10 protein-coding genes are annotated in these 12,299 nt (G+C 64.0%); 5 read left to right on the top strand and 5 right to left on the bottom strand.

What is annotated here, in order from left to right; genetic code table 11:
* Nucleotides 1-160: 160 nt before the first annotated feature.
* The 5 genes from AC628_RS38980 to AC628_RS38960 form a co-directional block, all read right to left on the bottom strand.
* Entirely contained in the window at nt 161-934 is a 774-nt protein-coding gene (locus AC628_RS38980) for an SDR family NAD(P)-dependent oxidoreductase (RefSeq protein ID WP_074131942.1), read from the bottom strand.
* A gap of 150 nt (nt 935-1,084) precedes the next feature.
* Nucleotides 1,085-2,230: a pimeloyl-CoA dehydrogenase small subunit gene (pimD, locus tag AC628_RS38975; RefSeq protein ID WP_074131941.1), complete on the bottom strand. Its 1,146-nt coding sequence runs from the start codon at nt 2,228-2,230 to the stop codon at nt 1,085-1,087.
* Nucleotides 2,231-2,315: 85 nt separating this feature from the next.
* On the bottom strand, nt 2,316-3,506 hold the full coding sequence (gene pimC, locus AC628_RS38970; protein WP_074131939.1) for a pimeloyl-CoA dehydrogenase large subunit: 1,191 nt from the start codon (nt 3,504-3,506) through the stop codon (nt 2,316-2,318).
* A 180-nt stretch (nt 3,507-3,686) separates the two neighbouring features.
* Nucleotides 3,687-5,375 (bottom strand): dicarboxylate--CoA ligase PimA, encoded by a 1,689-nt coding sequence (pimA, locus tag AC628_RS38965; RefSeq protein ID WP_074131938.1) that lies wholly within the window; start codon nt 5,373-5,375, stop codon nt 3,687-3,689.
* A 175-nt stretch (nt 5,376-5,550) separates the two neighbouring features.
* Nucleotides 5,551-7,647, bottom strand: coding sequence for a 3-hydroxyacyl-CoA dehydrogenase NAD-binding domain-containing protein (locus AC628_RS38960; protein ID WP_074131936.1), 2,097 nt, complete (start codon nt 7,645-7,647; stop codon nt 5,551-5,553).
* 180 nt (nt 7,648-7,827) lie between these two features.
* Between AC628_RS38960 and AC628_RS38955 the strand changes: the two genes are divergently transcribed.
* The 5 genes from AC628_RS38955 to AC628_RS38935 all read left to right on the top strand — a co-directional run bounded on the left by AC628_RS38955 (nt 7,828) and on the right by AC628_RS38935 (nt 12,188).
* On the top strand, nt 7,828-8,694 hold the full coding sequence (locus AC628_RS38955; RefSeq protein WP_074131934.1) for an IclR family transcriptional regulator: 867 nt from the start codon (nt 7,828-7,830) through the stop codon (nt 8,692-8,694).
* Nucleotides 8,695-8,763: 69 nt separating this feature from the next.
* Nucleotides 8,764-9,561: an ABC transporter ATP-binding protein gene (locus AC628_RS38950; protein ID WP_050406254.1), complete on the top strand. Its 798-nt coding sequence runs from the start codon at nt 8,764-8,766 to the stop codon at nt 9,559-9,561.
* Entirely contained in the window at nt 9,558-10,271 is a 714-nt protein-coding gene (locus AC628_RS38945) for an ABC transporter ATP-binding protein (RefSeq protein WP_050426335.1), read from the top strand. The genes AC628_RS38950 and AC628_RS38945 overlap by 4 nt, the downstream gene beginning before the upstream one ends.
* A gap of 13 nt (nt 10,272-10,284) precedes the next feature.
* Complete coding sequence (locus AC628_RS38940) at nt 10,285-11,163, top strand: branched-chain amino acid ABC transporter permease (RefSeq protein WP_074131932.1); 879 nt, start codon at nt 10,285-10,287, stop codon at nt 11,161-11,163.
* A gap of 2 nt (nt 11,164-11,165) precedes the next feature.
* Nucleotides 11,166-12,188: a branched-chain amino acid ABC transporter permease gene (locus AC628_RS38935; protein ID WP_074131931.1), complete on the top strand. Its 1,023-nt coding sequence runs from the start codon at nt 11,166-11,168 to the stop codon at nt 12,186-12,188.
* Nucleotides 12,189-12,299: the final 111 nt, after the last annotated feature.

The raw sequence follows: 12,299 nt of genomic DNA, 5'->3' as shown, positions 1-12,299 counted from the left end.
CCTTCGGCCGCCGTTCCTGAGAACACGCCGATGCAAAGCATCGGCTACGGGTGGGGGCTCTCTCCACGAGTCATTCTGTGGAGAGAGCCCCCACCCGCATCGCATCTCCGATGCGTTGCGGCCTCCCCGCAAGCGGGAGAGGCAAGAGCAAAGTAAGGTACTACGTCGCCGCCGTCGTCACGCCGCCGTCGACCACGATGGTCTGGCCGGTCATGAAGGTCGAGGCGTCGGAGGCGAGATAGGCCACGGCGCCCGCGATCTCGTCGGGCTCGCCGATGCGGCGCAGCGGCGTCGACGCGGTGCGGCGCTTCAGATTGTCCGGATCCTCCCACAGCGCGCGGGCGAAATCGGTCTTCACGAGGCCCGGCGCGACGCAATTGACCCGCACGCCTTTCGGCCCCCATTCGCCGGCGAGGCTGCGGCACAGCGCGAAGTCGGCGGCCTTGGAGATGCCGTAGGCGCCGATCACGGTCGAGCCGCGCAAGCCGCCGATCGAGGAGATGATGACGACCGAGCCCTTGCCGCGCTCGGCCATCTGCGGAATCGCCAGTGCGGAGAGCCAGATGTTGCTCTTGACGTTGGAGCCCATGATCTTGTCGAAGGCCTCGTCCGTGATGTCGAGCAGCGGGCCGTAATAGGGATTCACCGCGGCGTTGCACACCAGGATGTCGATCTTGCCGTAATGCTTGATCGTACCGGAGATCAGTCCCTCGACTTCCGCGCGGCGCGCGATGTTGCAGGGGATCACGAGCGCATCACCGCCCGCCTTCTTGATGCCGTCGGCGACCTCCTGGCAGGCATCCGCCTTGCGCGAGGAGATCACGACCTTGGCGCCGAGCTTGGCCAGCAATTCGGCCGAGGAGCGGCCGATGCCGCGGCTCGAGCCGGTGACGACGGCGACCTGGCCGGAGAGATCGAACGGGGTGTTTTTCATTGTTGTTGCCTCCCTGTTTGTGTCGAGCGTCATTGCGAGGAGCTCGCGACAAAATTGCACAGCAATTTTGCGCCGAAGCGACGAAGCAATCCATCTTTCCCAACGCGGTGAGATGGATTGCTTCGCTTACGCTCGCAATGACGGTGGTGCTTACGCCAGCAGTCCGCCGCCCTCGCTGACGCGACGAAGGTGGTAGTCGGTGTCGCCGAGCGTATTCTCGATCATGGTCAGCCGCTTGAAGTAGTGGCCGATCTTGGCTTCCATGGTCATGCCGATGCCGCCGTGGAGCTGGATCGATTGCTGGCCGACGAACTTCAGCGACTTGCCGACCTGCACCTTGGCGGCCGCGACTGCGGACGAACGCTCCTTGGCATCGCTGAAGTCCGACGCCATGGTCGCGAACATCGACATGCTGCGGGCCTGCTCCAGCGCCACGAACATGTCGGCGGCGCGATGCTGCAGGCTCTGGAACGAGCCGATCGCAACGCCGAACTGCTTGCGGGTCTTGATGTACTCGACGGTGTCCTTCAGCGACTGGTCCATCGCACCGACCGCTTCCGCGCACAGCGCGGTGCGGGCTTCATCGGCGACGCGCTCGATCAGCGGCAGGCCGTTCTCGGGATCGCCGATCGCGGCATCCGCGCCGACCTCGACATTGGTGAAGGTGATGTCGGCCGCATGCAGGCCGTCCTGGGTCGGATAGCCCTTTTTGGTGACGCCCTTGGCATCCGCCGGAACCAGGAACACGCCGATGCCGGTCTTGTCGCGCTGGCCGCCCTTGGTCCGCGCGGTCACGACAAGCGTGTCGGCATTCTCGCCGTTGAGCACGACGAACTTCTCGCCGTCGATCACCCAGCCGTCGCCCTTCTTCTTCGCCGTGGTCACGACGTCGAACAGGTCGTAGCGCGAGTTCTTCTCGAGCTGGGCAAAGCCGAAGGTCTTGCTGCCGTCGATGATGCCCGGGATGTGCTTGGCCTTCTGCTCGGCCGAGCCGCCATGGCGCAGGAAGCCGCCGGCGACCACGACAGTGGCGAGATAAGGCTCAACCACCAGCGCCTTGCCGAGCGCTTCCATCACGATCATGGTCTCGACTGCGCCGGCGCCGAAGCCGCCGTCGGTCTCCGCGAAGGGCAGACCAAGCAGGCCCTGCTCGGCGAGCTTGCCCCAGAGCGCTTTGCTCCAGCCGCCCTTCTCCTTCATGTACTTCTTGCGCGCATCGAAGTCGTAGGCATCGGTGAGAAGCCCGTCGATGCTTTCCTTGAGAAGCCGCTGCTCCTCGGACAGATCAAAATCCATGTTCGTTCCCTTAAACTGAAAGTCGTTACCGAAAACCGGGGCGTCTTCGCCTCTCCCCGCGAAGAGCGGGGAGAGGGAGAGAGCATCAAAGCCCCAGCACGGCCTTGCTGATGATGTTGCGCTGGATCTCGTTGGAGCCGCCGTAGATCGAAACCTTGCGGTTGTTGAAGTAGCTCGGCGCGATCTGCGCGGTCCAATCCATGCTCTCGTTCGAGCCGGCATCGCCGTGCTCGTCATAGGGCGCGGCGAACGGACCGATGATCTCCATCAGCAGCTCGGTGGTGGTCTGCTGGATCTCCGAGCCCTTGATCTTGAGCACCGAGGACGCCGGGTTGGGCTTGCCCTTGCCGTGCTTGCCCTCGTCGGCGACGACGCGGAGCTGGGTCAGTTCGAGCGCCTTCAGCTCGATCTCGCAGGCCGTGAGCTTCTCGCGGAACGCCGGATCCTCGATGACCGGACGGCCGCCGGACTCGACCTTGGAGGCCAGCGCGCGGATGCGGCGCAGCCGCTCCTTCGAGACGCCGACCCGGGCGATGCCGGTGCGCTCATTGCCGAGCAGGAACTTGGCGTAATCCCAGCCCTTGTTCTCCTCGCCGATCAGGTTCTCGTAGGGAACCTCGACGTCGTCGAAGAACACTTCGTTGACCTCGTGGCCGCCGTCGATGGTCTGGATCGGGCGCACGGTGACGCCCTTCGACTTCATCGAGAACACGATGAAGGAGATGCCCATCTGCTTCTTCGCGTTCTTGTCGGTGCGGCAGAGACAGAAGATCATGTCGGCGTGCTGGGCGAGCGTGGTCCAGGTCTTCTGGCCGTTGATGATCCACTTGTCGCCTTTGCGCTCGGCCGTGGTTTTCAACGACGCGAGGTCCGAACCCGAGCCCGGCTCCGAGAAGCCCTGGCACCACCAATCGTCGACATTGGCGATGCGCGGCAGGTATTCCTTCTTCTGCTTCTCATTGCCGAAGGTGTAGATCACCGGGCCGACCATGCTGACGCCGAAGGCGAGCGGCTGCGGCGCGGGATAGGACTGCAGCTCTTCGTTGAAGATGTAGTGCTGCACGGTGGTCCAGCCGGTGCCGCCATATTCCTTTGGCCAGTGGGTGACACCCCAGCCCTTCTTGTTGAGGATGCGCCACCAGGTGACCATCTCGTCCTTCGACAGATGGCGGCCTTCCTGCAGCTTGCGCCGGGTCTCCGGCGGCACGTTGTTCTTGAAGAACTCCCGCACCTCCTCACGAAACGCTATCTCTTCCTTGGTGAAAGCGAGATCCATCGGATCCTCCTTTTAAAAGTTCAACTGCTTCTTTCCTGGTCGTCCCGGCGAAGGCCGGGACCCATAACCACCGGCATTCGCGTTTGGCAAAGCCGGCTGCCGCATGTGCCCAAAGAGAAGCCGCGGCGTATGGGTCCCGGCCTACGCCGGGACGACGGATTCATTGCACCATATCGTCCATCATGAGCGCGATCCTGATGCGGTTTGTTGTGGTTTGGACGGAGATGTCTTCGGCTGTTGCTGACGCAATTCGTGACGCGACAGCTTGCCGACCGGAGTGCGCGGCAGTTCATCGACGAATTCGACCGCGGCCGGCAATTCGTGCTTGCCGACCTTGCCGGTGAGGAAGGCGCGCAGCTCGTCGATCGAGAACACTTTCTCGCCGTCGCGCAGCTTGATGAAGGCCTTGGCCGCCTCGCCGCGGTAATCGTCGGGAATCCCGATCACGATCACTTCCTGCACGGCAGGATGGGTGTAGATCGCCTGCTCGATCATCTGCGGATACACGTTGAAGCCGCCGGAGATGATCATGTCTTTCTTGCGGTCGACCAGATAGAAATAGCCGTCGGCATCCATGTAGCCGATGTCGCCGGTGAGGAAGCGGTCGCCGACGAAGGCCTCCGCGGTCTCCGCCGGCCTGTTCCAGTAACCCTTGGTGACGTTCGGACCGCGGATGCGGATTTCGCCGACCTCGCCGACCGGCATCACCCTGGTGGAATCCTCCAGCGACACCACGTCCATCTCGATGCCGGGCAGCATCAGCCCGATCGAGCCCGGCTTCTCCGGTCCTTCCTTGGGATGGCCGGTGCCGGGCGAACAGGTCTCGGTCATGCCCCAGCCGCTCTTCAGCTTCATGCCGACGCGGCGCTCGAAGATCTTGGCGACCTCGACCGGCAGCGGCGCGCCGCCGGAGCCGGCAACCACGAGCGAGGAGAGATCGCGCTTGTCGAGATCGGGCAGCGAGGCGATCGCGATCCACATCGTCGGCACACCGGGAAACACCGTCGCGCGCTTGACCTCGATGTCGCGCATCACGGCCTCGACGTCGAAGCGCTGGTGCAGCGAGATCAGATGGCCGCGCCGGATCACCGACAGCAGCACGACCGTCAATGCGTAGATGTGAAACAGCGGCAGCACGCAGATCACGCGCTCGATCGCATTGCGTTCGAGCCGCCCCGGCTTGCCCCAGACGTCGTAGATCGACACCGCCGCGGTGAGATTGCCGTGGCTGAGCATGGCGCCCTTCGGCAGGCCCGTGGTGCCGCCGGTATATTGCAGCAGCGCGACGTCCTCGACGTCGACTGCAGGCCATTGCGACGGCTTGGTCGCGCCGTCGATGAACTGGCGGTGCGTGATAACAGCGGGATTATCAGGCAGCGCGGTCTGCGGCGTGCCGACCTCGCCCCAATTATCATCCTCGCAAACGATCAGGCGGTCGAGCAGACCCTTGGCGAGGAATTTCAGCGCCGTCGGCAACAGCGCCGAGAGATTGCTGGTGACCAGCACGCGCGCGCCTGAATCGGAAAGCTTGTGCGACAGCGCGATCTCGCCGTCGAGCGGCGACAGATGCACGACGCGGGCGCCGGCCTTCAGCGCGCCGAAGAAATTGATCGGATGATCGGGCGAATTGCCGAGAAACAGCGCGACCGACGTGCCTTTGCCGTAGCCGGCCCGCATGAAGGCGGCGGCGGCGGTTTCGACCAGGGACTCAAGTTCGGTGTAGCTGATCTGCCGGTCGCGGAATTCGAGCACCGGGCGCGCGCCGAATTCGGCGGCAGCGTTGGAGAGCAGGGCCGGCAGCGTGCCGCGCGCGATCTCGTCGCTCCACTTCACGCCCTTGGGATAATATTGTTCGCCGGGATAGGTCATGGATGCATCGACTGATGTGAGGTGAGCACCGGCGCGATGGCTCCCCTCCCCCTTGTGGGGAGGGGTTGGGGAAGGGAGTTCACACGGGCAGTGCCGATGCGGCCACCCCTCTCCCTAACCCTCTCCCACAACGGGAGAGGGAACCCAGTCACTGCCGTTGCATCGCCGAAGGTGATCACGCCGCCTTCGACGCAGCGGCGAGCGAGGCGAAGGTCTTGCCTTCGTCGGCGAGCTTCTTGAGCAGCGGCGCCGGCTCGAGCGAGGGATCGTTGGTCTCCTTGGCATAGAACGCCAGGCGATCGGCGATGTGCTTGAGGCCGACGGTGTCGGCCCAGAACATCGGGCCGCCGCGATAGATCGGCCAGCCATAGCCATAGAGCCAGACCACGTCGATGTCGGACGGACGCGCCGCGATGCCCTCGGCGAGGATCTTCGCACCCTCGTTGATCATCGGGTACATCATCCGCTCGAGGATCTCGTCGTCGGTGACGACGCGCTTCTTGCGGCCGAGACGCGCCAGCGTCTCGTCGATCAGCTTCTCGACCTCCGGATCGGGCAGCGCCGCGCGCGAGCCCTGTTCGTACTTGTAGTAGCCCTTGCCGGTCTTCTGGCCGAAGCGGCCGGCTTCGCAGAGCGCGTCCGCGATCTCAGACTTGATGCCGCGGTCCTTGCGCGAGCGCCAGCCGATATCGAGGCCGGCGAGATCGCCCATCGCGAACGGGCCCATCGGCATGCCGAACTTGGTGACGACGGCATCGACCTGCTGCGGCAGTGCGCCTTCGAACAGCAGCTTCTCGGACTGCTTGCCGCGCTGCGCCAGCATGCGGTTGCCGACGAAGCCGTCGCAGACGCCGACCACGGCCGGCACCTTGGCGATCTTGCGCGCGATCGACACCGCAGTCACCAGCGCATCGGGCGCGGTCTTGTCGGCGCGCACGATCTCGCACAGCTTCATGACGTTGGCCGGCGAGAAGAAGTGCATGCCGAGCACGTCCTGCGGACGCTTGGTCGACTTCGCAATCTCGTCGATGTTGAGGTAGGAGGTGTTGGAGGCCAGCACCGCACCCGGCTTGGCGTACTGATCGAGCTTGCCGAACACTTCCTTCTTGACCGCCATGGTCTCGAACACGGCCTCGATCACCAGATCGGCGTCGCCGACGTTCTCGATCCCGACGACGCCGTTGATCAGCGCCATCCGCTTGGCGGGCGCGTCCGCCGGGATGCCGCCGCGCGCGGCGGTCGCTTCATAGTTCTTCTGCATGATGCCCATGCCGCGCTTGAGCTGCTCCTCGCCGGTCTCGATCAGCGTGACCGGGATGCCGGCATTGGCGAACGACATCGCGATGCCGCCGCCCATGGTGCCGGCGCCGAGGATGGCGACGCGCGCGACGTTGCGGCCCTTGGTGCCGTCGGGGACACCGGAGATCTTGGCAGCTTCGCGCTCGGCGAAGAACGCATAGCGCTGCGCCTTGGATTGGTCGCCGTTCATCAGCTTGAGGAAGCCCTCGCGCTCCTTCTTCAGACCTTCCTCGAACGGCAGGTCGATCGCGGCGCCGACGGCATCGGCCGCGGCGAACGGCGCTTCGAGGCCGCGCGACTTCTTGGTCAGCGCAGCGACCGCATTGGTGAAGATCGAACGATCGGCCTTGGCCGCCGCGAGCTTGCTGTCGTCATCGCGCAGCTTGCGCAGCGGACGCTTCTCGGCGACCACCTTGCGCGCAAATGCCTCGCCGCCCGATGCCGGACCTTCCACGATCTCCTCGATCAGGCCGGCCTTGAGCGCGGCATCCGCGCTGATCGGGTCGCCGCCGACGATCATCTTGACCGCGAGCTCGGGACCGACCGCGCGCGGCAGGCGCTGGGTGCCGCCGGCGCCCGGCAGCAGGCCGAGCTTCACCTCGGGCAGACCGAGCTTGGCGTCCTTGGTGGCGACGCGGTAGTGGCAGGCCAGCGCGACCTCGAGGCCGCCGCCGAGCGCGGTACCGTGGATCGCGGCAACGATCGGCTTCGGCGAGCTTTCCATCAGGCTCAGCACCTCGGCGAGTCCCGGCGGCTTCGGCGGCTTGCCGAATTCGGTGATGTCGGCGCCGGCGATGAAGGTGCGGCCGGCGCAGGTCAGCACGATGCCCTGGACCTGCGCATCATCGATCGCGGCCTTGATGCACTCGAAGGTGCCGCCGCGCACCGCAGCGCTTAGTGCGTTCACAGGCGGACTGTTAACCGTGACGACGGCAATATTGTCATGACGTTCGAGCTTGACGACTTCACTCACCGGGACTCTCCCTGGATGCTTGTTCTTGAACTTGCGTTGAGTAGCTGCACGACTTGCGTTGAGCCGCTACGATTAGATCAATTTCGCACTGCGAAATTTAATTCCACATCTTGACATGGAGGGTTATTTTGAAGCACGTGCCTTGTCAACGAGCATAACAAGGGCAGGACAAGGATAGGGATGAAGCGCGCCAGCAAGAAGGTAGCGACCGATCGCAATTTCGTCGTCGCGCTTTCCCGCGGACTGGATGTCCTGCGCGCATTTCAACCCAATGACGGGCTGCTCGGCAATCAGGAGATTGCCGCCCGCACCAAGTTACCGAAGCCAACCATTTCCCGGCTGACCTATACGCTGACCAAGCTGGGATACCTTACACCTGTACCGAAATTCGAGAAGTACCAGCTCGCGCCGTCGGCGATGGCGCTGGGCTACGCGGCGCTCGCCAATCTCGGCGTTCGGCATTTGTCCGAACCTTATCGAGAAGAAGTGATGCGCGCGACCGGCGGCGCCGTCGCCGTCGGCGGCCGCGACCGTCACAGCATGATCTATTTCGGCCAGAGCCGGAACGGCCTGGCGCTCGGCGTGCAGCTCGACGTCGGCTCGCGCGTGCCGATCGCCACCACCGCGATGGGACGTGCCTATATTTGGGCATTGCCACCCGAGGAGCGCGCAGCTTTATTACGCGAGCTGCGGGATCACTATGGCAGCCGCTGGGCCAAGATGCGCGACGGCATCGAACGTTCCGGCGAGACGGTGGCGAAGCACGGCTTCACCATGTCGACCGGCGACTGGCAGAACGACGTCGCCGCTGTCGGCGTTGCATTGAGATTGAACGACGGAACCGGTCCTTACGCCTTCAATTGCGGCGCGCCGGCATTCCGCTTCACGGAAGATAGATTGCTCAACGACATTGGACCTCGTCTTGTCGCGATGGTAAGGAACATCGAGCAGGCGCTCGGTGGAATGGCGCCGCAATCCAAAAAAGAAGAACGCAAAAAGACCAGAGTAGGAGGGAAAGTTGCACGTTTGGCCGAGGGGATCAGATAGCCTCCATCACGTCCAGCGAAACGCATCGCAGGGCCGCTCGCACCGCTCGAAGACGGCGGGCGAGACGAGATGACGCAGGCACAGCTCGCGCAGGGGAATGATCCCTTGCTCGCGGTTCGCGACGTCAGCGTCGTGTTCGGCGGCATCATCGCACTGAACGGCGTGTCGTTCGACATGCGCCATGGACAGATCCTCGGACTGATCGGGCCGAACGGCGCCGGCAAGACGACGCTGTTTAACTGCCTGTCGCGGCTCTACCAGCCGTCGTCCGGCGACATCCTAATGGAAGGCAAGAGCATCCTGTCGCGGCCGCCGCACCGGATCGCCGAGATCGGCATCGGCCGCACTTTCCAGAACGTCGCGCTGTTTCCTAATTTGTCGGTGATCGACAATGTCCGCGTCGGCGCGCATGCGCGCACCTCGAGCGACATCGTCAGCGACTCGCTGCGTCTCGCCTGGGTCCGCCGCGGCGAGAGCGACATGAACAAGAAGGTGCACGACATCCTCGGCTATCTCGATCTCGAGGACGTCGCCCACACCGTGGTCTCGGGACTTCCGTTCGGCACCCAGAAGCGCGTCGAGCTGGCGCGCGCTTTGGCCGCAGATCCGAAGATCCTGCTGCTCGACGAGCCGGCCGGCGGCCTCAATCACGAGGAAGTCTATGTGCTCGGCGATCTGATCCGCAAAATCCGCGATGACCGTAAAATTACGGTGCTGCTGGTCGAGCATCACATGGGTCTCGTGATGTCGATCGCCGACCACGTCGTCGCACTCAATTTCGGCCGCAAGCTGGCTGAAGGCACGCCGGCCCAGGTCCAGGCCGACCCCGACGTCATCAAGGCCTATCTGGGGAGCAAGGACCAATGACAGCGATGCTCAACGTCAAGGACCTGCGCGCCTATTACGGCCAGGTCCAGGCCCTGCACGGCCTCAGCTTTTCCCTCAACGAGGGCTCGCTGACCACGCTGCTCGGCGCCAACGGCGCCGGCAAGACCACCACGCTGCGGGCGATCTGCAACATGGTACGCTCGACCGGCGCGATCGAGTTCGAGGGCAAGCCGATCGGCACCCGTTCCACTGAGAATGTGGTTCGCCTCGGCATCGCCCACGTGCCGCAGGGCCGCGGCACCTTCACCAACATGACGGTGGAGGAGAACCTGCAGCTCGGCGCCATCAGCCGCTCCGACAAGGGCGCCATCGGCTCCGACATCGAGCGGATGTACGAACATTTCCCGGTGCTGAAGCAGCGCTACACCCAGCAGGCCGGCACGCTGTCCGGCGGCGAGCAGCAGATGCTCGCGGTGGCGCGCGCGCTGATGCTGCGGCCGCGCCTGATGCTGCTCGACGAGCCGTCGTTCGGCCTCGCGCCGCTGATCGTGCGCGACCTGTTCCGTATCCTCGGCAAGATCAATCGCGAGGAAAAGGTGACCATCCTGGTGGTCGAGCAGAACGCGCAGCTCGCGCTCGAGCTCGCCGACCAGGCCTATGTGATCGAAACCGGACGGATCGTGATGTCGGGCAATGCCAAGGACATCGCGAACAACGAAGACGTCCGCAAATCCTATCTCGGCTACTGAGGGAGCTGGCACAATGGAGCTTTTTGCCAACCAGGTCCTGGCCGGCATCGCCACGGGCGCGATCTATGCCTGCATGGCGCTCGCGGTCGTGATGATCTACCAGGCCATCGACCATCTGAATTTCGCCCAGGGCGAAATGGCGATGTTCTCGACCTTCGTGTCCTGGCAGCTGATGCAATGGGGCGTGCCGTATTGGGGCGCCTTCGTGCTTACTGTCGCCTTCTCGTTCGTCGCCGGCATCATCATCGAACGGCTGCTGTTCAAGCCGCTGGCCAAGGCGCCGATCCTGACCAACGTCGCCGGCTTCATCGCGCTGTACGCGATCATCAACTCGGTCGCCGGCCTGATCTGGGACTTCACCATCAAGCAATATCCGACGCCGTTCGGCTCCTCGCCGTTCCTCGGCAGCCAGCTGATCTCGACCCACCAGGCCGGCATGATCGGCATCACGTTGCTGATGCTGCTGCTGCTGTTCTTCTTCTTCCGCTTCACCCGGGTCGGTCTTGCAATGCGCGCGGCCGCCTCGCTGCCTGAATCGGCCCGGCTGGTCGGCATCAATACCTCGTGGATGATCGCGCTCGGCTGGGGCATGGCGTCCGCGATCGGCTCGATCGCCGGCATGATGATCGCCCCCGTGGTGTTCCTCGAGCCGAACATGATGCTCGGCGTGCTGATCTACGGGTTTGCCGCGGCCGTGCTCGGCGGCCTGTCGAGCCCGTTCGGCGCCGTGATGGGCGGCTTCCTGGTCGGCATCTTCGAGAACCTGGTCGGCACCTACATCCCCGGCGTCGGCAATGAGCTGAAACTTCCGATCGCGCTTGCGCTGATCATTGTCGTCCTGGTCGTGAAACCGGCAGGCCTGTTCGGCCGCGCCATCGTCAAGCGAGTTTGATCATGAGCGCCGCTGAAGAAGTCGAAGTCGTCACCGAAGGCCAGGCCGTCGAGGCTGTGCCCAAGCGCGCCATGACGCTGGGTTATGGCACCTCGCTCGTCGTGCTCGCCGCGCTGGTCCTGATCCCGCTGTTCGTGAAGAACTTCATCATCTTCCAGATGACGATGCTTCTGATCTACGGCCTTGCGGTGCTGGCGCTCAACATCCTGACCGGCGGAAGCGGCCAGTTCTCGCTCGGCCAGAGCGCGTTCTATGCCGTCGGCGCCTACACATCGGCGATCCTGATGGAGCATGCGGGCATGAACTATGCCCTCACGCTGCCGATCGCCGGCATCGTCTGCTTCGGCTTCGGCTTCCTGTTCGGCCAGCCGGCGCTGCGGCTCTCCGGCGTCTATCTGGCGCTTGCGACATTTGCGCTCGCCACCGCGATGCCGCAGCTGCTCAAGCTCGGCTATTTCGAGCAGTGGACCGGCGGCGTGCAGGGTCTCGTGGTGACCAAGCCGGACGCCCCGTTCGGCCTGCCGCTGTCGCAGGACATGTGGCTGTATTACTTCACCCTGGTGGTCACGATCGCGATCTATGTCGCCTCGGTGAACCTGCTGCGCTCGCGCTCCGGCCGGGCCTTCATGGCGATCCGCGACAACGAGATCGCGGCCTCCGCGATGGGCGTCGACGTCGCGCTGTACAAGACGCTGGCGTTCGGCGTCTCGGCCGGCATCACCGGCGTTGCCGGCGGTCTCGGCGCCATCGCGGTGCAGTTCGTGGCGCCGGACGGCTACACCATCCAGCTCGCGATCTCGCTGTTCCTCGGCATGGTGGTCGGCGGCGTCGGCTGGCTGCCCGGCTCGATCGTCGGCTCGGCCTTCATCATCTTCGTGCCGAACATTGCCGAAGGCATCTCCAAGGGCCTTTCCGGCGCGGTGTTCGGCGTGCTGCTGTTCCTCGTCATCTTCCTCGTGCCGCACGGCGCCAGGCAGGTTGCGATCGTTGCCCAGCAACTGGCCGCAAAGCTCAAGAAGAACTAAGAGCATGATCCGGAAAAGTGCGAAGCGGTTTTCCGAAGGAGATCATGCTCAAACCAGTTAAGCGCCTATAGAACCAAACCAGGAGACATTATGCTTTCTACGTTAAGGATC

This window comes from Bradyrhizobium sp. NAS96.2 (genome assembly GCF_001908235.1).
In the GTDB taxonomy this organism is placed as follows: Bacteria; Pseudomonadota; Alphaproteobacteria; order Rhizobiales; family Xanthobacteraceae; genus Bradyrhizobium.
The sequence above is the reverse complement of the archived record's forward strand: the minus strand, read 5'-3'. Positions and strand labels throughout refer to the sequence as shown.